Origin of the sequence: Duncaniella muricolitica, assembly GCF_910574735.1 — a bacterium.
Classification (GTDB): Bacteria; Bacteroidota; Bacteroidia; order Bacteroidales; family Muribaculaceae; genus Duncaniella; species Duncaniella muricolitica.
In genome coordinates this window covers 1-19,226 of the sequence record NZ_CAJTCF010000019.1, presented here as the reverse complement: position 1 = coordinate 19,226, position 19,226 = coordinate 1, and the positions used below count along the sequence as shown (strand labels likewise).

General features: G+C 51.8%; 20 protein-coding genes, 1 rRNA gene, 1 other RNA gene and 1 pseudogene. 8 read left to right on the top strand and 15 right to left on the bottom strand.

The window, feature by feature from the left end; all coding sequences use genetic code 11:
* Positions 1 to 36: 36 nt before the first annotated feature.
* The 4 genes from ricT to QGT73_RS05695 all read right to left on the bottom strand — a co-directional run bounded on the left by ricT (position 37) and on the right by QGT73_RS05695 (position 3,825).
* A complete protein-coding gene (gene ricT, locus QGT73_RS05710; RefSeq protein WP_280121817.1) occupies positions 37 to 1,467 on the bottom strand; it encodes a regulatory iron-sulfur-containing complex subunit RicT in 1,431 nt (476 codons plus the stop codon).
* 14 nt (positions 1,468 to 1,481) lie between these two features.
* Positions 1,482 to 3,023, bottom strand: a complete 1,542-nt coding sequence (gene rny / locus QGT73_RS05705) for a ribonuclease Y (protein WP_341874108.1) — start codon at positions 3,021 to 3,023, stop codon at positions 1,482 to 1,484.
* A 206-nt stretch (positions 3,024 to 3,229) separates the two neighbouring features.
* A complete protein-coding gene (locus QGT73_RS05700; RefSeq protein ID WP_280121815.1) occupies positions 3,230 to 3,532 on the bottom strand; it encodes a cell division protein ZapA in 303 nt (100 codons plus the stop codon).
* On the bottom strand, positions 3,532 to 3,825 hold the full coding sequence (locus tag QGT73_RS05695) for a hypothetical protein (RefSeq protein WP_123617264.1): 294 nt from the start codon (positions 3,823 to 3,825) through the stop codon (positions 3,532 to 3,534). Before QGT73_RS05695 ends, QGT73_RS05700 begins: the two co-directional genes overlap by 1 nt.
* A gap of 216 nt (positions 3,826 to 4,041) precedes the next feature.
* Here QGT73_RS05695 and ffs point away from each other — a divergent pair.
* Together ffs and QGT73_RS05685 are read left to right on the top strand one after the other, a co-directional pair.
* Positions 4,042 to 4,141: signal recognition particle sRNA small type (gene ffs / locus QGT73_RS05690), an RNA gene on the top strand.
* 189 nt (positions 4,142 to 4,330) lie between these two features.
* Positions 4,331 to 5,536 (top strand): OmpA family protein, encoded by a 1,206-nt coding sequence (locus QGT73_RS05685; RefSeq protein ID WP_280121814.1) that lies wholly within the window; start codon positions 4,331 to 4,333, stop codon positions 5,534 to 5,536.
* Positions 5,537 to 5,698: 162 nt separating this feature from the next.
* On the opposite strand, the gene QGT73_RS05680 is transcribed toward QGT73_RS05685, so the two are convergent.
* Positions 5,699 to 6,565, bottom strand: coding sequence for an RsiV family protein (locus tag QGT73_RS05680; RefSeq protein ID WP_280121813.1), 867 nt, complete (start codon positions 6,563 to 6,565; stop codon positions 5,699 to 5,701).
* Between the two features lie 328 nt (positions 6,566 to 6,893).
* Here QGT73_RS05680 and QGT73_RS05675 point away from each other — a divergent pair, with 328 nt between their 5' ends.
* Complete coding sequence (locus QGT73_RS05675; RefSeq protein WP_123617261.1) at positions 6,894 to 7,130, top strand: acyl carrier protein; 237 nt, start codon at positions 6,894 to 6,896, stop codon at positions 7,128 to 7,130.
* A gap of 168 nt (positions 7,131 to 7,298) precedes the next feature.
* Complete coding sequence (gene fabF, locus QGT73_RS05670) at positions 7,299 to 8,567, top strand: beta-ketoacyl-ACP synthase II (RefSeq protein ID WP_280121812.1); 1,269 nt, start codon at positions 7,299 to 7,301, stop codon at positions 8,565 to 8,567.
* 120 nt (positions 8,568 to 8,687) lie between these two features.
* On the opposite strand, the gene QGT73_RS05665 is transcribed toward fabF, so the two are convergent.
* Positions 8,688 to 9,110: a DUF3127 domain-containing protein gene (locus QGT73_RS05665; RefSeq protein ID WP_123617259.1), complete on the bottom strand. Its 423-nt coding sequence runs from the start codon at positions 9,108 to 9,110 to the stop codon at positions 8,688 to 8,690.
* Positions 9,111 to 9,269: 159 nt separating this feature from the next.
* On the opposite strand from QGT73_RS05665, the gene QGT73_RS05660 reads away from it, so the two are divergent.
* Both QGT73_RS05660 and smpB read left to right on the top strand, forming a co-directional pair.
* On the top strand, positions 9,270 to 9,833 hold the full coding sequence (locus tag QGT73_RS05660) for a hypothetical protein (protein WP_280121811.1): 564 nt from the start codon (positions 9,270 to 9,272) through the stop codon (positions 9,831 to 9,833).
* Positions 9,834 to 9,840: 7 nt separating this feature from the next.
* The gene (gene smpB / locus QGT73_RS05655) at positions 9,841 to 10,293 is read left to right on the top strand and encodes an SsrA-binding protein SmpB (protein WP_123617257.1); all 453 of its coding nucleotides are present in this window, start codon (positions 9,841 to 9,843) and stop codon (positions 10,291 to 10,293) included.
* 82 nt (positions 10,294 to 10,375) lie between these two features.
* On the opposite strand, the gene QGT73_RS05650 is transcribed toward smpB, so the two are convergent.
* The 8 genes from QGT73_RS05650 to QGT73_RS05615 all read right to left on the bottom strand — a co-directional run bounded on the left by QGT73_RS05650 (position 10,376) and on the right by QGT73_RS05615 (position 17,294).
* Positions 10,376 to 10,828 carry a hypothetical protein gene (locus QGT73_RS05650; RefSeq protein WP_280121810.1) on the bottom strand — a complete coding sequence of 151 codons (453 nt, stop codon included), beginning with the start codon at positions 10,826 to 10,828 and terminating at the stop codon, positions 10,376 to 10,378.
* An 11-nt stretch (positions 10,829 to 10,839) separates the two neighbouring features.
* Positions 10,840 to 11,835 (bottom strand): endonuclease, encoded by a 996-nt coding sequence (locus QGT73_RS05645; RefSeq protein ID WP_280121809.1) that lies wholly within the window; start codon positions 11,833 to 11,835, stop codon positions 10,840 to 10,842.
* A gap of 81 nt (positions 11,836 to 11,916) precedes the next feature.
* Entirely contained in the window at positions 11,917 to 12,690 is a 774-nt protein-coding gene (lpxA, locus tag QGT73_RS05640; protein WP_123617254.1) for an acyl-ACP--UDP-N-acetylglucosamine O-acyltransferase, read from the bottom strand.
* An 11-nt stretch (positions 12,691 to 12,701) separates the two neighbouring features.
* On the bottom strand, positions 12,702 to 14,084 hold the full coding sequence (locus tag QGT73_RS05635; RefSeq protein WP_280121808.1) for a bifunctional UDP-3-O-[3-hydroxymyristoyl] N-acetylglucosamine deacetylase/3-hydroxyacyl-ACP dehydratase: 1,383 nt from the start codon (positions 14,082 to 14,084) through the stop codon (positions 12,702 to 12,704).
* A 3-nt stretch (positions 14,085 to 14,087) separates the two neighbouring features.
* Entirely contained in the window at positions 14,088 to 15,113 is a 1,026-nt protein-coding gene (gene lpxD, locus QGT73_RS05630) for a UDP-3-O-(3-hydroxymyristoyl)glucosamine N-acyltransferase (RefSeq protein ID WP_280121807.1), read from the bottom strand.
* A gap of 189 nt (positions 15,114 to 15,302) precedes the next feature.
* Positions 15,303 to 16,109 (bottom strand): hypothetical protein, encoded by an 807-nt coding sequence (locus QGT73_RS05625; protein ID WP_280121806.1) that lies wholly within the window; start codon positions 16,107 to 16,109, stop codon positions 15,303 to 15,305.
* Positions 16,110 to 16,135: 26 nt separating this feature from the next.
* Positions 16,136 to 16,720, bottom strand: coding sequence for an outer membrane beta-barrel protein (locus tag QGT73_RS05620; protein WP_123617250.1), 585 nt, complete (start codon positions 16,718 to 16,720; stop codon positions 16,136 to 16,138).
* Positions 16,721 to 16,775: 55 nt separating this feature from the next.
* On the bottom strand, positions 16,776 to 17,294 hold the full coding sequence (locus tag QGT73_RS05615) for a hypothetical protein (protein ID WP_123617249.1): 519 nt from the start codon (positions 17,292 to 17,294) through the stop codon (positions 16,776 to 16,778).
* A gap of 297 nt (positions 17,295 to 17,591) precedes the next feature.
* Between QGT73_RS05615 and QGT73_RS05610 the strand changes: the two genes are divergently transcribed.
* Positions 17,592 to 17,975, top strand: a complete 384-nt coding sequence (locus QGT73_RS05610; protein WP_172478117.1) for an ISAon1 family transposase N-terminal region protein — start codon at positions 17,592 to 17,594, stop codon at positions 17,973 to 17,975.
* Positions 17,941 to 18,933, top strand: a pseudogene (locus QGT73_RS05605) (ISAon1 family transposase). Before QGT73_RS05610 ends, QGT73_RS05605 begins: the two are co-directional and overlap by 35 nt.
* Before the next feature lie 198 nt (positions 18,934 to 19,131).
* Here the strand turns inward: QGT73_RS05605 and rrf are convergent.
* Positions 19,132 to 19,226, bottom strand: a 5S ribosomal RNA gene (gene rrf, locus QGT73_RS05600); the annotation flags it as partial.

Sequence of the window (19,226 nt, the reverse complement as noted above, 5' to 3'; positions counted from 1 at the left end):
GCGTTAACAAAATAATATTGCATGACATGACCGGGATCAGGCATTACCGTTTTCCTCACCGCGGAAAGCCTTGGGCCCACGGCCCGACGAAGGTGCCGGACGCTGAGATGGCTGTCGTGTCGGCTGATTGCCACCCTGACGCTCGCCCTGAGGCTGGCCGCCCAGTCGCGGCTGACGGTCATCGCGACGCTGCTGTTCAGGCTGACGGGCTTCATTGCGCGGCTTGTCCTGATGTTCGGGTCGGTCCTGCGGCTTGGACTGCGGCTTCTGACCGGCAGGACGCTGTCCCTTGGGCTTACGGTCCCCACCCTCCTGCCGCTGCGGCTTCTGCTCCTGTCGGGCCTGACCGGCAGCGGCCGGTTGCTGTTGTGCCGCCGGAGCCTGTGGCTTGTCGCCGGTCTGTTGTGGTTTCTTTTTCTTTTTCTTCTTTTTGGCCTTGTCAAAGCGTGTGAGGTCATCCTGCGAAGCCAGGTCGATAGGCTTGGCCTTTTCGCGCTGCTTTTCCTGGCCTTCACGCTCGAGCTTCAGCGGCTTCTCGCCCCGACGGTTCATCTCGATTACCTCAAACGCCCTCTCGGCATCGATGGTCACCAGATTGGCCGCCATCTGTTTGTCGGTCGAATAGGTAATCTCCTTCTTGAATATATCGGTCTTGAAGTGATAATATGTATTGTCGGCCGTCTCGAGGCGCACATTCTTCTCGGGAAGAAATTTGGAGCTCTCCACATAGGTGTCCACCTCAAAGTTGAGACAACACTTGAGCTTGGCACACTGTCCGGCCAGCTTCTGCGGATTGAGCGAAATATCCTGATAACGCGCGGCACTGGTGCCGACCGACACAAAGTTGGTCATCCAACTGGCGCAGCACAACGGACGTCCGCACGAGCCGATGCCGCCTATGCGGCCTGCTTCCTGACGCGCGCCTATCTGCTTCATCTCGATGCGCACCTTGAATGTCTCGGCAAGCACCTTGATGAGCTGACGGAAGTCGACACGCTCGTCGGCTATGTAATAGAATATGGCTTTGTTGCCGTCGCCCTGATACTCCACGTCTCCAATCTTCATATTGAGATTGAGTGACTCGGCTATCTTGCGGGCGCGTATCATGGTGTCATTCTCGCGCGCACGGGCCTCCTCATATTTCTCGATGTCGGCCGGCTTGGCCTTGCGAAACACACGCTTAATCTCGGCATCGCTCTTGAAACCGGCGCGACGCATCTGCATGGCCACGAGACGCCCCGTGAGCGTGACGCATCCTATGTCATGGCCCGGAGTAGCCTCCACGGCCACCATCTCGCCGATCTCGAGCGGCAGCCCGAGCGAGTTGCGGTAATATCCCTTGCGGGTGTTCTTGAACTGCACCTCGACAATGTCGTCGACACCCGCTCCGGGCACCTCAGGCACATCATCGAGCCAGTCGAAACAATGGAGTTTGCCGCGCGGACAGCGGCGGTCTTTCTCTTTCATGAGCCTGACCCTCCTTACTTAGCGAAACTTACAGAGCGTGTCTCGCGGATTACGGTAATCTTCACCTGTCCGGGATAAGTCATCTCATCCTGGATGCGGCGTGCTATCTCTTCCGAGAGCTTTTCGGTCTCGACATCGTCAATCTTGTCGGCACCCACTATCACACGCAATTCGCGACCTGCCTGGATGGCATAAGTCTTGATTACGCCGGGATAGCTGAGAGCGAGCTGCTCGAGGTCGTTGAGACGCTTGATGTAAGCCTCGACAATCTCGCGGCGTGCGCCCGGACGGGCACCCGAAATGGCGTCGCACACCTGCACGATGGGCGCGAGGAGCGATGTCTGCTCTATCTCGTCGTGGTGAGCACCTATGGCGTTACATATCTCGGGCTTCTCTTTGTATTTCTCAGCGAGCTTCATGCCGAGGAGAGCGTGGGGCAGCTCGGGCTCCTCATCAGGCACCTTGCCTATGTCGTGGAGCAATCCGGCGCGACGTGCCTTCTTGGGGTTGAGACCAAGCTCGGCAGCCATGATGGCACAGAGGTTGGCCGTCTCGCGCGAGTGTTGCAGCAGGTTCTGGCCATAGCTCGAGCGATATTTCATCTTGCCCACCATACGTATGAGGTCGGGATGCAGACCATGGATACCGAGGTCGATGGCGGTGCGCTTGCCGGTCTCGACAATCTCCTCCTCGATCTGACGGCGCACCTTGCCTACCACTTCCTCGATACGGGCGGGATGGATGCGGCCGTCGGCCACAAGCTGATGCAGAGCCAGACGGGCTATCTCGCGACGCACAGGGTCGAAGCCCGACAGCACGATGGCCTCGGGGGTGTCATCGACGATAATCTCAATGCCGGTCGCAGCCTCGAGTGCACGGATGTTACGGCCCTCGCGACCGATGATGCGGCCCTTGATTTCATCGCTGTCGATGTGGAATACAGTCACCGAGTTTTCAATGGCGGTCTCGGTGGCAAGACGCTGTATCGACTGTACGACGATGCGCTTGGCCTCCTTGTTGGCGGTCATCTTGGCCTCGTCCATAATGTCGTGTATATAGGCGGCGGCAGCAGTCTTGGCCTCGTCCTTGAGACTCTCGACGAGCTTCTCCTTGGCCTCTTCACTCGACAGGCCCGAGATGTGTTCGAGAGCCTCCTGAGCCGAGCGGCGCAGACGGTCAAGCTCCTCGCCACGCACTTCGAGAGCCTGGCTCTGAGCCTCTATCTCGCGGCGCGACTGCTCGATTTCGTTGCGGGCCTTAGTGTTTTCGCTCTGCTGCTGATTGAGCTGCGACTGACGCTGCTTGAGCTTGGCCTCCTCGCTCTGCACGCGCGAGAGCCGCTGGTTGGCGGCCTTCTCGGCCTCGGTCTTGATGCGGAGCTCCTGCTCGCGGGCCTCGAGGAGTTTGTCTTTCATGATCACCTCCGCTTCACGCTGGGCGTCCTCGACGATAGTCTTGGCGCGCGAGCGGCCGGTAGACTTCTGCACGGCCATTAATATGCCTATGCCCAGTGCCGCTCCTATCAATGCGATGGCGATATAAAGTAATGCTATCATAAACATGTCTGAATGTTGATAATAAAAAGGATGAATAAAGATATAAAAAAACACACGTGCCGACCCCTGCGGGCCCTCGGGCTTGCGTCGGCTCCACGCCTGAAAATTGCGCGGGGCTTACGGCCACGGGGCTACGATAGGGTCAATCGTGCGTGATGTGTCGGCATGTGCCGCTCCGGCCGAGGCTTTTGTATGCCTGTGTCGGATTATGTTATGTCGTCAAGAAGCAGGCTGTCAAAAGTCTGCTCCATGCCGTCGAGCATGCTGTCGAGGCTCTCGCCGGCCTCCAGGTTGGAATAATAAAGCTGGGCAAACCTGAAGGTGACCATCGCCAGGACTTCGGCCGACGACTTGTCGCGGAACTCATCCCTCTCCTTCCATTTTTTCCACAGGCCGTTGATATTTTCTTCGGCACGTCTCACCAGCGGCTCCTGACTGTGGGGCACTGTGAGCTGTATGCGTGGCAGGTCGGCGATACGGATGGATATGTTATGTATTTTGTCAGACATCAAATGCTTAACTGAGCGATGCACTTGTCGATTTCGCGCACTAATTCGGATAGGAATGTACGTGTGGCCTCAACGTCCTTATGGTCGGGGGTCAGCACCGACGACACCTTCAGACGCTCTATCTCGGCGTCTCTGAGCGATAATTCCCGCTCAAGACGCAAGACTTGTGCCTGAAGCTCCGCCACCCGGCCTTCGGCCTCTTCCCGGCCTCGCTTCACCACCTTGTATCGGTCGGCGAGCAAGCGGGCTTTGGACTGGAGCCTGTCGATGCGTTGTTGAAGGTTTCCGGCCATTCTTTTCCAAATTTCTACAAAAGTAATAATTTCTTTCCATTTTTCACACCTCCCGCCCTATCTTTTATTTTTACGATTTTATTTTTAACTAAAATAATGTTAATACAAAACACACATTACACCTTATTATATAGAGTGAGTATTGAAAATAAAAAGCATTATAAAAATATTGTGCCAACGCTTGCCGTGATTGAAAAAAGTTGTACCTTTGCAGTCGGGTAAGTCCTACACGACCAGCTCCCCGAGAACTCCGCCAGGTCTTGATCGAAGCAACGGTATCGGGTCGTAGCGGTGCGATGTAGTAAGCTTACCCTTTTTTCGTATCCCTACCTTCCGTCATTTAACGTCCTTAACATAAATGTGTTAAAAAGCCACGCCGGACCCCTACTTTTTGTTTTACTTTGAACAATTAAAGATTGCTTAACGTTACAAGTTCATAAAGTATCATACTTACTTAGCAAGACTAAACAATCTTCAAAAGTTTCATTCCAAATTTATGAGAGTAATGAAAAAGCAACTGTTTCTTATGGCAGCATTAGGCGGTGTCCTCATGTCGGCCAATGATGTGAACGCACAGGAGACTACAGATGTAGTAGTCGAAGAGAGCACTTTTGCCGTAGAGCAGGTGCAGTGCAAGGACATTTACACCCCCGGTTCATGGCGCGACAACTGGTATATACAGCTCGGCGCAGGCATGCGCACCCCGATTATGGAACAGGGCACCAAGGAACGCCGCATAACGGCAATCTACAACATTGGCGTAGGACGCTGGATCTCACCATACCTCGGATTTAGATTCTCGGCCTACTACGGCTCGATGCACTGGCAGAAAGGCGCAATGGCCTCGGCCCGCACAGCCAATCTCAACGTCGACTTCATGTGGGACATGTGTAACTCCATCGCCGGCTACAATCCCTCACGACCCGTGTCAATCATCCCCTACGTAGGACTCGGCGGCACATTTGTCTATAACTTCCGCAACGTCGATGGTGCCAACGATTACCATGAGGCCGGACGCATCAAACACAACCAGTGGATGCTTCCCGTATCGGCCGGCATTCAGCTCCGCTTCCGTGTAAGCCCCTATGTCGACCTCTTTGCCGAGGGACGCGCGATGTTCTATGGCGACAACTACAACAACGTAGTGTTTGACCGCCCCATCGACCTCGACATCTCGGCCACCGGCGGTGTGATCATCCACTTCACAGGCTCGAAGTTTGAACGCTACAACCCCTGCGACTACGTAAACGCACTCAACCAGGCCAATGCTCAGATCAACGACCTGCGCGGCGCACTTGCCACTACATCGGCCGCTCTTGCAGCCGCCGAGGCCCAGCTCCCCTGCCCCGAGGTACCCGAAGCAGTGGAAGTCGAGAGCACTTCGACCACTCTCTTCCCCACCGTACGCTTCAAGATCAACTCGGCCTATGTATCGTCAGAGGAAATAGTCAACGTATATAACATCGCCGAGTATCTCAAGGCCAACCCCAACGCACAGATCGTAGTATGCGGATATGCCGACAAGAACACCGGTACATCGGCCTACAACATGAAACTCTCTCAGCGTCGCGCCCAGGCTGTGGCCGACATCCTCACCGGCGACTACGGCATCTCGGCCGACCGACTCATCCTCCAGGCCGAAGGTTCGGACACTCAGGTATATCCCACCAACGACTGGAACCGCATCGTAATCTTCGCTGCTCCGGAATAATCCCTAACCTTTCCTCGTGAACAATAGTTCCCACGTGCTCCCCGGCCCGACACTCTCGGCCGGGGAGCATTCACATATCACCCTCTAAAAAAGCTCAAAAGCGACGCCAACCGTCACTTTTGAGCTTATCCATGATTATCTATACTTTTTATTCAGAGCATGTCATATGCCGACATCAAAAAGTTTTGCAACCCCGGGGGCAAGAAAACGCTCCACCTCATAGGGGTAGACGGCCACGTCGATCATCCCGGCGGCATAGGGTGCGATGTCATAGGGATTATAATGGAAATACAACACATTGTTGCTGATGTATGGCTGGCCGGGATAAGTGAGCTGAGCCGTAAAGATGCCGGCACGGTCGAGCCCGCTGACAGGGACATCGAGCTGACGGGCGAGAGCATTGACTATCACGGGCATTATACTGTCGCGTCCGGCGGGGGTAAACATATTGTCGAGCGTAAGCACGCGTCCGGCCTCGAGGTCATAGGTAAAGGGGCGGATGGTGGTAAACGGATGCGCCCCGCCCAGATAGGATGATGAGGTGACCTGATAAGTCACCATCTCCTCGTTGAGCTCGGTCACCGAGGCCGTGACATTGTTGAAATAACATCCGAGCCCGGCAATACCCTCGGGCAACGAGTCGACAGGCTCGATGTTTTTATACACCGACTCCTCGCCATCCTCGCCGGTGAGCACCGACACGTCCGATACAAACTTACGGATAGCCTCTTCGGGACCCGCACATGCAGTGTCGCCGAAACAATATGACAGCAGTGAGTCACGCAACACACTCAGATCGGCATCGCCAAGCGACTTGGGCCAGAGCAACGATACATACTGGTCAAGATAGACAGTGTCGCCCTGCAGCAGTGCGCGATAATTGCGGTCGGCTGTCATAATCACCTCGTTCACGGCAAACTCCGTGATTTCCACGCCACCATCCGATTTCTTCTTATCCCTGTCGCCACATCCGGTGGCCATCGCTCCGAGCAGGAGCGAGCAGGAAGCAAACAATACGAGTTTTTTCATTTACATAGGGTTTTTACAACACAAAATTGGGAAATATTACCGCATCCGCCAAATAAACTTATTGACATTTACAGCAAGACAATATCCCTTATCAGATGTAACACATTGTACTCTCGCAGAGTTTCGAGTCAAAAACGAAAAAATCGCACCTTAAATGACCAATTTTTATGACTTTTTGAACAAAATTTACCAAAAAGGAGCCCAATTAACATCTTTACACGTTTAAAAGTTTAGTAATTGATGAAAAATTTCTTACCTTTGCACCGCGAATGTGAAAAAACTTTCGCACCATAAAAACCGAATATACTAATCAAAACTCTTTATTACTATGTCTGAAATTGCATCACGAGTTAAAGCTATCATCGTTGATAAGCTCGGTGTTGACGAAAACGAAGTAACCGAAACCGCAGAATTCACCAAAGATCTTGGCGCAGATAGCCTCGACACCGTTGAACTCATCATGGAATTTGAGAAGGAATTTGGCATCACTATCCCCGATGATCAGGCCGAAGGCATCAAGACCGTGGCCGACGCCATCTCTTACATCGAGGCAAACCAGAAGTAATTAGCCTCAAAAACTCCGTCCGCGCCCGATCGCTCAAACCTACATCATAATACGACCTAAGGTTTGCCGCGAAGATTTGCGGCCGTGAACCATCAAAGGCTCCACTTTCGCCTCTCAGCAAAGTGGAGCCTTATTTCAATTTTTCCTCACTTATACCACAATTTTACAATGGAACTTAAACGAGTTGTAATCACAGGACTCGGAGCTATAACACCTATCGGCAACGATGTGGCCACCACATGGGCCAACGCCCTCGCCGGCGTCAGCGGTGCTGCTCTCATCACCCATTTCGACGCTTCTAAATTCAAGACCCAGTTTGCATGCGAAGTCAAGGGCTACAACGCAGCCGATCACTTCGACCGCAAGAAACTCCGTCAGCTCGACCTCTATGCCCAGTATGGCATCGTCGCAGCCCGTCAGGCCGTAGCCGACTCCAATCTTCTCGAAGCATCCAACCTCGACCGCAACCGCGTGGGTGTAATCGTGGCAGCAGGCATCGGTGGTCTGCACACTTTTGAAGAAGAGGCCGGATATTATGCCGTGAACGGTGCCGAGCAGGGCCCCAAATACAACCCATTCTTCATCCCCAAGATGATCGCCGACATCGCTTCGGGCCACATCTCCATGGAGTATGAGTTTCATGGTCCCAACTTCGGTGTGGTTTCGGCTTGCGCATCATCCAACAACGCCATCATCGACGCCTTCAACCTCATCCGTCTGGGCAAGGCCGACGCCATCGTCACCGGCGGTGCCGAGGCTGCCATCTATCCCGCAGGTGTAGGCGGCTTCAACTCGATGCACGCTCTCTCGACCCGCAACGACTCGCCCGAGACCGCCTCACGCCCCTTCAGCGCGTCGCGCGACGGCTTCGTGATGGGTGAAGGCTCAGTAGTACTTGTACTTGAAGAACTCGAGCACGCCAAGGCCCGCGGTGCCAAGATTTATGCCGAGGTTGCCGGCGGCGGCATGAGTGCCGATGCATATCACCTCACAGCCACCCACCCCGAAGGCCTGGGTGCAATCCTCTCGATGGGCAACGCTCTCGATGATGCAGGCATGAAGCCCGAGGACATCGACTATATCAACGTACACGGCACTTCGACCCCCGTAGGTGACATCTCCGAAGTGAAGGCTATCGTTGATCTCTTCGGCGAACACGCCCACAAGCTCAACATCAGCTCGACCAAGTCGATGACCGGACACCTGCTCGGTGCGACAGGCGCACTCGAGGCCATGTTCTCGGTGCTCGCTTGCCAGAACGACGTAGTGCCCCCCACCATCAACCACGAGGAGGGTGACAACGACGAAAACATCGACTACACTCTCAACTTCACCTTCAACAAGGCTGAAAACCGCCCCGTGCGCGCAGCCCTCTCCAACTCTTTCGGTTTCGGCGGCCACAACGCTACCGTAATCGTGAAGAAGTACGAAGCATAATCAACAAAGGCCATATCGCAAACATGTGATATGGCCTTAGATATACACATAGAGAAAAGTCTCAAAAGAAACTTCTGTTTCTTTTGAGACTTTTCTCTATGTGTAGAATTATTATTCTTTTCAGAAAGGCAAGTCGTCGGTGGGGCTGGGAGCCAGATCGACAGCGGGGGGAGGCACGGGCGCGCCGGGAGTTGCGTAACCCGAAGGCATCTGGGGTGCGGGACCATAGGAGGGAGCGGCGGCTACGGGCTGGGCCATAGGAGCGGCGGGAGCTGCATCGGGAGCCTCGGCTTTCCATGCACGGATGTCGACATACCAACGGCCGTTATACTCACGGCTGTCAATGTCAAAGCTGACCTTTACGACCTGACCCACCTGAAGGGGAAACTGGTCGACACGGTCGCCGAAGAAGTTGAAAAATACCTTTTTGGGATATGTCTCCATAGTCTCGAGCACATATTCACGCTTCTTCCAAGCGTTTCCTTTGGCTGAAGTGCCGCCTACTTCGGGCATGGCCACTATAATCTTGCCTGTAATTTCCATTATATCTGTTTATGATTTTACCTTTGGACGTAATTCGTACAAAAGTACTCAAAAATTTGCTATCACTTTGTTAAAATACATTAATAAAGCATTACGCAAGCATCTGAATTATGGCCCGGTGCACTCTCAACTGCGAGATTCTTAGTAATTTTGCAGTCTATGAAATATTATCTCCAATATCTGTTTCAGCTCATACTCTCCCCTCGCAACGGATGGGAAGACATCGACAAGGCCATGTCGGCAAGCGGCTCTCGGCTCACCCCGTCGCGCATTGCAGCCGAAGGGTTCTACCCGCTCATAGCTGTGGCAGCCGTCAGTGTGTTCACCCAGGCTCTGTTTAAGCACCACGTGGTGTTTCTATCCCTGTTCATGAAGATGATTATAACCTTTGTGGTCTACTTCATCTCATATTTTTTCAGTACATTTGTGCTCTCGGTTGCTGTGGAGCCGATGATTGAGGGGGAATATGACGAGCAGCGGTGCCAGACATTCACGCTGTTCACCCTCGGGATGCTCGCAATGATTTCAATCATTGTCAACTGTCTGCCTATCACGCCACTGGTGTTGTTTTTTCTCCCCTGCTACGTCGCGCTCGTACAGTGGAAAGGATGCGAATATATGCACGTGCGCCCTGACCGCATAGGCCACTTCATGATGCTGGCCATACTGGGCGTGCTGCTCCCTCCCTACATTTTCTATTTCATATTCTCTCTCATTTTCTAAAATTATCATGCAATCCAAGGATATAAACATAAAAAACAGGCGTGCGACGTTTGACTACGCCATCGGTGACACCTATACGGCCGGCATCGTGCTCACCGGCACCGAAATCAAGTCGATACGCGAGGGCAAGGCTTCGCTGGTCGATACATTCTGCTATGTCGACAATGGTGAGGTATGGGTCAAAAATATGTATATCGCAGAATACTTCTACGGCTCTTACAATAATCACGCCGAGCGTCGCGACCGTAAACTGCTGCTCTCTCGCAAGGAAATCAACAAGATAGAGAAGTCGGGCAAGGAGGCGGGATTTACCATCGTGCCCCTGCGCCTTTTCATCAATGAGCGCGGACTTGCCAAACTAGTCATCGGCATAGCCCGAGGCAAGAAAGAGTATGACAAACGACAGTCAATCAAGGAACGCGAAGATAAGCGCGACATGGCCCGTCTGATGCACAAGTAGACATTATAGAGTTTAAAAGATTAGAGGTTAAAGTTTATACGCTTCACAAAGCCATTAAACTTTAACCTCTAACCTTTATACTTTAAAATGGCAAGACCAATATCCACAAGCCGTCGGAGCTGTCGGTGGCCATATACCATGACCTGCCGTCGCCGTGACGCAACATCTTTACCCTGCGCAGAGTCAATGCATGGCCGTTGACAATGATATCCGTCCCCGACATCAGCGAGTCGGTCCCCTCCTTGCCTATCCCGACCGAAACGCTGTCGGCTCCGTCAAGATCTGAAATATTGATCCGACCGTCGGCCTGCGTGTCAAACAATATACCTCCGCGGTCGTAACGCATCGTCAATGTCGGACCCGACACTCGCCACACGTCATCGGCCAGCTCACGCGCCATGGAATTGGATTCTCCGACTCCCGGACGCTGTCCCTCCACACCGGGACGTTCCGTCATAATATCCCGTCCCGACGGACTGTCATGGCCGCATGAACACACCACGGCGAGCATGCCCATACACACTGTTTTAATCATCCCTTTTGACTTCATTTCTCGACAATTTTAATCATTATCCTTCCGCTGCGTCCCGTCGAGGCTGAAGTATAGACAAGATGATGGTCGCCGAGGCCGAGTTGGCGCGGATCATAGCTGTCCGACATGGCCGGAGTGCCGTCAATGGTCCACCGGGCGTCGGCCGGCACATGAGGCGACATCAGATATATCCTGTCAGTGTCCATGCGATAGGTGGAATGAAGCGGCACAGGCTCACCCTCCTCGGCATATGTCTCACCCGCTTTATCACCCCATATATAATCGGCAAGCGATGGATACGACACAAACGGATTGCCACACCCCTGCATGCGGGTCACATAGTCGTCCCATTCCTTTTCAGCCTCGTCGGGCTCACAGTCGCGCGCCCATTCACACAGTAGGCCTGTGGAATAAGGCGTGAGGTAAGGATAGTCGGGGCGTAGCATCATATACCCTTCGGCCTTCAGCATATCAGTATGATACATTGCGGCTATATAGAAGTAGGTGCGGGCCAACCGTCCGCGCAACTCACGCGGGGGTGTATACAGGTCGGTCATCGTACCGTATATCTCGGCTCGGCCTACACTCCAGCGGCCAAAGTCGTCTGTAACCTCGGAGAGCACACCGGGCCGGCGGTCAGTCAGAGCCTTAGCCGCGCTCGGTGTGAGCGGGATGAAGTTGTGCAGGTCTCCCCCTACGCTGTCAGCTCGCGTCTTGTCATCCCACCATGCGGCAGGGACAATCGAACCTGTCAGATAGCCGGACGGAAGATGTCCGGCCGACATCTCAACCACACAGCCCTCAAACGGGTCATAAAAGCTATAGGATATCTGTTCAAGCGTCACAAGCCGCGATGGACGCGCCGTGCGCCTGATAGCTGCCACAAGCCCGTTGCCCGACTTGCCGGCATAAGGATTGAGACTGTTATATGCATCAGGCATCTCCGCGCGGGTAGATACCGTCACGGAGATGCCTGCAAGCAATATTGACAACGCTATGGAGCGTTTCACTTCTGTAATCGTTAAAAAGGTGAGGAGAAAAATTGTCGGTCTGTAGTCTGCACGCTACCGGGCTCAGAGTCCCGTCCGGTGTCAGTAACCGCGGATAATGCCTCGGTTGGAGTTGCGCACGAAGAGTATTATCTCGTCACGCTCTTTCGATGCGGGCAGCTCGGCCTCGATGCGGCTGATGGCGTCGGAGTTGTTAAGGCCGGAGAGATAGAGATAACGGTATATCTCCTGGATGTCGCGGATTGTCTCGTTGGAGTATCCCCTGCGGCGCAGACCGATGGAGTTGACTCCGGCATAGGCTATAGGCTCGCGGCCGGCCTTGACAAACGGGGGTATGTCCTTATTGACCAGCGCGCCGCCCTGAAGCATCACATGGGCTCCGATGTGGCAGAACTGATGGACAAGCGCACCGCCGCCTACGACGGCAAACTCGTCGACCACGACCTCGCCGGCAAGCTGCACAGCGTTTGACATGATGACATTGTCCTTGACCACACAGTCGTGGGCCACGTGGCAATAAGCCATGATGAGACAGTTGCTACCCACCACAGTCTTGCCCTTGGAGGCTGTGCCGCGATGCACGGTCACACACTCGCGTATGGTGGTATTGTCACCGATAATCGCCAGAGTGTCCTCGCCCTTGAACTTGAGGTCCTGCGGGGGACCCGAAATCACGGCTCCGGGATATATATTGCAGTTTTTGCCAATGCGCGCACCCTCCATGATGGTCACATTAGAGTATATGTGTGTGCCTTCGCCTATCTCGACGTTGGGGCCGATTGTGACAAACGGCTCGATCACAACGCTGGGATGAATCTTGGCTTCGGGATGCACGTATGCTAAGGGTTGATTCATTATAGTCTTTCTTATTTGTTCTTTATAATCTGAGCCATAAACTCACACTCGGTGACGATTTTGTCGCCCACGAATGCATAGCCCTTCATCATGGCGCAACCGCGGCGAAGCTCGGTCATGAACGATACGTGGAAAAGGAGTGTATCGCCGGGAACGACCTTCTGACGGAACTTCACATTGTCAATCTTCATGAAGTAGGTCGAATAACGCTCGGGCTCATCGACTCCGCTGAGCACAAGCAGACCGCCGGTCTGAGCCATAGCCTCGATCTGAAGTACGCCGGGCATCACAGGCTCCTGGGGGAAGTGGCCGGGGAAGAAAGGCTCGTTGGCGGTGATGTTTTTCACGCCGACGATATAATTGGTGCCCTTCTCGATTACCTTGTCGACAAGCTGGAAAGGATAGCGGTGGGGAAGAAGTTCGCGGATGCGGTTGTTGTCCATCAGCGGAGCCTTGTTAGGGTTGTATATCGGGGCCTGTACTTCCTGATGCTTGATGTCCTTGCGGATTTTCTTGGCAAAAGTAGTATTGATTGTATGGCCGGGACGGGTGGCGATGATGCGACCCTTGAGCGGACGTCCTATAAGGGCGATGTCACCGATAAGGTCGAGCAGCTTGTGACGCGCGGGCTCGTTGTCGCTTGTGAGAGGACGCTCGTTGAGATAACCGAGCTCAGCCACATCCTTGCGGGCCACACCCATGAGGTCGGCCAGACGGTCGAGCTCACCCTGCGCCATGGGAGTGTCATAGATGACAATGGCGTTGTCGAGGTCACCACCCTTGATGAGATTGTTGGTAACAAGAGGCTCTATCTCGCGTACAAACACGAATGTGCGGCTCGGAGCTATCTCATCGCAATAGGTAGCGATATTCTCAAGGGTGGCAAACTGATTGTTGAGCACCTTAGAGTCAAAGTTGATTTTCACGTCCACCGAGAAGTCATCGTCGGGAAGCACGATAATCGACGAGCCGGTCTCGGGATCTGAGACTTCCATGCGCGACTTCACGTAATAGAAATCCTTGTCGGCCTTCTGCTCCACGATACCTACCGAAGCGATGGCCTCGCAGTAAGGGAGCGCGCTGCCGTCAAGGATAGGCAGCTCGGGCGCATTGACCTCGATGAGACAGTTGTCGATACCGGCGGCATAGAGAGCCGACATGGCATGTTCGATAGTCGAGACACGGGCGTCACCCTTGGCTATCACGGTGCCACGGTTGGTGGCCACCACATTTTCGGCAAGTGCATCGATTACAGGCTGACCCTCGAGATCCACACGCTTGATTTTATAGCCGTGGTTTTCGGGAGCGGGGAGAAACCGGGCTGTGATTTCAAGCCCTGTATGGAGTCCTTTGCCTGTGAGCGTAAACTCGCCGTTAAGAGTTCTCTGATTCATATATTATGGTTTCTTTATTTCTTTTTCGATTGTCTTTACCTGCTCGAAGAGTTTGCCCAGACGCTTGGCATAGACAAGTCCGCGGGCATACTCGCCCATCTCGACAGCCGGTGAGCCCATGATACGTTCACCCGGCTTGGTGGCACGGTTGACACCGCTCTGCGCTCCTATCTGAGTGCCGTCGGCAAGCGAGATATGGCCTACGATGCCTACCTGTCCGCCAACCATACACTGCCGTCCTATCTTGGCCGAACCGGCCACTCCGGCCTGTGCCGCCATGACCGTATTGTCACCCACCGAGCAGTTGTGGGCTATCTGTATGAGATTGTCGAGCTTCACTCCGTTGCATATGCGGGTCGAACCCATCATGGCGCGGTCGATGGTCGTATTGGCTCCGATCTCCACGTCATCCTCGATGATGACATTGCCGGTCTGAGGTATCTTTTCATAACGACCGTCGACAGGTGCGAATCCAAATCCGTCGGCACCAATCACCGCACCCGAGTGAAGTATACATCTCTTGCCTATACGGCATCCGTCATACACCTTGACACCCGAATAGAGAATGGACTCGTCGCCCACCTCACATCCGTCACCCACATAGGTGTGGGGATAGATTTTGGCTCCTGCTCCGATAACGGCACCTTTGCCAATATATGCAAAGGCTCCGACATAAGCATCCTCGGGTATTACCACACCCTCGGCCACATAGCTGGGCTGCTCGACCCCCTTCTTGACCACACGGGTCATCTCCTGCACCATCTCAAGAAGTCGGGCGATGGTGGCATAAGGATCATCCACACGGATAAGGGTGGCTTTGACAGGCTGTTCGGCCACAAAGTCGCGTTTCACAAGTACCACCGACGAATCCGTGGTGTAGATATGGTGAGTATATTTGGGATTGGCAAGAAACGAAAGAGCACCGGGCTGGCCTTCTTCAATTTTGGCAAATGTGCCCACTTTCACTTCACCGTCACCTTCGACATCTCCATGCACGAGGGCGGCAAGTTGGTTAGCAGTAAGTTCCATTATAAAATTGGCTGTGCTGTCGGGTATTAATGATAAAATCAGGTATAATTACCCAATTTCAGCGCAAAGATACTTATTTTTTTGTTAACGGCAATGACCGTTAACTTAAAACAATTAAAACGGGCCCGCATACTCAGTGGAGCGGGCCCGAAACATAATGCTAAATTCCCCGTCTGATGACGTGGTACGTCAGTCCTGTATCACATTGCTGACAATGCCGTCAGTAAATATGATTATGAAATCATTGGTGTACATCCATTGCATGCTCTCGCCTAACGGACTTACGCTGCGTGGCGCACCGCTTATGAGACGTACCTCAGTTTCATTCATTCCTTTGACTATCTTGCCAGCTTTGATGTCAGTCCAATGTGTCACATCGGCCGGCTTGGCCTTAATCGCAGCTCCGGCCATATCATCAATTAAAATCGAATTGGCAAGGCTTAACCCCTCGGACAGTTCGCGATGACTCTCATTAGTGGCCGGTTTGAACTTCTCGATGTTGATCTTACGCGGCAATATGCCTTTCTCTCTATACTCTACATTTATATCATAAGTCGAGAATGACATTTTACCGTCGCTAAACACATAGTCGGTGACAAAACGATACATTACAGCATCCTTATATTCACCCTCACGTATTTCACGATACACTGAAAAACACTTTGCGTCATAGTCCACAGCTTCAATTCTATCAGCATTCCCAAGATTGTCACAGGCATAAATATAGGCAGCAATGAAACCTTGCGATTGTTTTTTGGCCGGGAGTTCGACACTTCCGTCAATACTTATCCGTCCGTCATCTCCGATAGTATTGGGGCGGAATACCTTCACCCCATCCACATCATTAGGTAGGCAGGATACTTCATGTCTGAGCCATACCACAATGTCAATATCAGGCGTTTTGTCTTTCTTTCTATTGAGCCCCTTTATATCCAGCCCCCAACAGACCGACACCATGCAGGATACCAATAGGAATAATATGGATTTTCGAAGCATATTCCGTATGATGACTGACTATGTATTTAGAACCTATAACCTACTCGTATCAGGAAATTGCCTGTCTTGCCGGCATCATCACCAACATTAACAAAACCAAATTGATACATAAAATCAAGATTCACACGCTTATACCAAAAGCCAAGACCGGCCTGTAGGCCTACATCAAATTTATTATCAAACTCATAATCATTGCTCGTTGCAAAATCATAGAGTGCGTATGCCCCGACATGCGGATCAAGTTTAAAATCCTCAGTAATGGCATACTTATATCCCATAGTAAACGGTGACCATTTGATGTCATAAGCAGTCATACCATACTCCTCGCCGTTATATTCAAGGTCTGAACCAAAACCGCGGGTACCGATACCGAGTTCCATACCCCAGTAAAGCGGACTCTGACCAAACGACTTATTAAAGGCAATGTCTACATCAAAGCCAACCTTGCTGTTGAGACCGTCTATACCTGTGATGCTGTTGATGCTGGGACCAGCACGCAAAATCCACTCAGTATTGGACTTTGTCTTTGTAAAGGTGCGGCTGGTGCGCATCTGAGCAGACGCAGAAAGTACAGCCATTGCTGCGACAATAAAAACAAATAACTTTTTCATTACGATAAAAGAATTTTAATGTTTAATGAATGGTATATTATTTTCTTTATATTTATTATTTGGTTCCTTCAGTGGCAGTGGTCACTACAGTGCCGGCATTCTGCTGTTGTATGCCATGGACACCGTTAGGATATAGGGCGCGAATCATATCTATATCGGTAGGTTTTAAAGAACGGAAATTCACATAACTGGCAGGATATCCGGAAAGACTCACCCATATGGTCTTATTATCCTTATCATAAACTGTCGATGTGTAGAGCGGCTCAATTATCAAATCAGCACCTGAGAGACGGCATGCCTTCTGCAATGCACGAGTCTTTACATTTTCAAGCTCTTGGTTTGTAAGAGTGTTAAGATCTTTGGCTAAAGCGAAATCATAGGGGCCATAGTCTACTCGAGTCTTTGAAATCATATTTAGGTCACATATTTGTGGGAATACAAACACCGCGACATTAGGAGTGGCTTCGCGAGCACTTGCCTCCTCAAAAATAGCAACACTCCCCTTTTTCTGCCCAAAAACGCTGAACGCACCCATTGCAAATACTGCGGTCAACAAGAGGAAAATTCTTCTCATCAAACAATACCCTAAAATACGTGTCGGGCACAACTCTTTGATTAAGATTCTACCGCCTACCCCATGACGGAACTAATTAAAACACTGTACAAAACATTCAAATAGTTGGGGTAATACATTGAATATGTCAGCAAATGTACGACAAAAATCACCCCCCCCAATTATTTAACTATCATTAACTTATTTATTCATATATTTACAACGCTTATCAGATAAGGATAGGTTTGAATATGGCGCATGGTAATAAACCTGTGTAATGAAAATAAAAGTAGTACCTTTGCAGAAAATGAAACTGCAATGGAAAAGAACCCATATATAGAGTTGGCTGAGTGTCTTCTGCCGGAAGAAATGGTAGAGTATTTTGAGGTTGTCAAAGTAGAAAAGACTTCCGAGACTCTTGACGTGACATTGGAAGAACGTGATAATGGTGTCGAGGGTTACAAATCCGGAGAACTTCGTCCGAATGGTTTCTACGAGGAAAGCATCGTACGTGACTACCCGGTAAGAGGGCGCAAGATGTCGTTTCACATCAAGCGTCGACGCTGGGTTGAGATTGAGACCGGCAAGAGCGTCAGCCGACGCTGGGATTTAGTAGCCGAAGGCACCCGCTTCTCAAAAGAGTTTGCGGCTTTTTTAAAAGATATGCTTGGACAGATACCCGATTACGGGCCGCTCTCTTGAATGGTTCTTTGATATAGACGGAGATCTGTTTGAGCGTCAGTACAAACGCCATCTGAGCGGCTATTGGCAATGGAAGGACTCGGCCGAGGGCCTTCACGCGGAGCGATGGCGCGTGTTTCCGCAGAATATAGGCCCGCACCTGAGCATAGACGAAACCTCGTTAAGCCGCGGAGAGCTTTATACCATCGTCACCAACAAGGATGCTCACGGCCGTAAAAATGCCATCGTGGCAATAATTCTTGGAACAGATGCCGATACGGTCATCCGCGCTTTGCGTCAGATAAAGAGCGCATTACGCAATAAGGTAACAGAGGTGACGCTTGACCTGTCGGACAGCATGAACAAAATATGCCGCATGGCATTCCCTCGGGCATCACGCGTCATAGACCGGTTTCACGTCCAGAGGCTCGCGCTTGACGCAGTACAGGAAATTCGCATCAAACATCGCTGGGACGCCATCAATTCCGACACCGATGCCCGCGAGAGGGCCAAACCTGAAGGACGCAAGTATGAACCCAAGCGACTTGAAAACGGCGATACACTAAAAGAGCTGTTGGCGCGTGGACGCTACGCCCTATTCAAGTCTCCTGAAAAATGGACAGCCTCACAGCGGCAGAGAACCGAAATGCTGTTCAGCCTATATCCCGACCTTAAGGAAGCATACCGGCTGTCACAAAATCTCTGAGTCATATTCAACAAACGTTCATCCAAAGACAGTGCCCGGCTTAATCTCGCCCACTGGTACGATCGCGTCGCAGACTCAGGCTTCAAGTCTTTCAACACAATTGCTGCAACTTTCTACGAACATGCCGATGAAATACTGAACTTCTTCGACAACCGCTCCTCAAACGCATCCGCCGAATCTATAAACTCAAAAATCAAAGCATTCAGAGCCAAACTACACGGCGTCAACGACACTAAATTCTTCATCTTCCGCCTGTGCAATATATATGCCTAAACACAGGTTTATTACCATGCGCCTTGAATATATATGTTATTTTTATACTACTAACGGAAATCATCTCCTCTAAAAACTTTTGTTTCTTATCGTGCTTATGAGGCTTTTGTATCTCCCCCCGTGGGTCTGCCAGGGGATAGCGGGGGCGGGGATAAAAAAAGTCCGCCCGGATTCCTGTGTAGGAGTCCGGGCGGACGGAAGGGGCGGTTATCTACTTTCCCACTTTCGCAGTATCATCGACGTGGTGAGGTTTAACTTCTCTGTTCGGAATGGGAAGAGGTGGAGCCCTCACG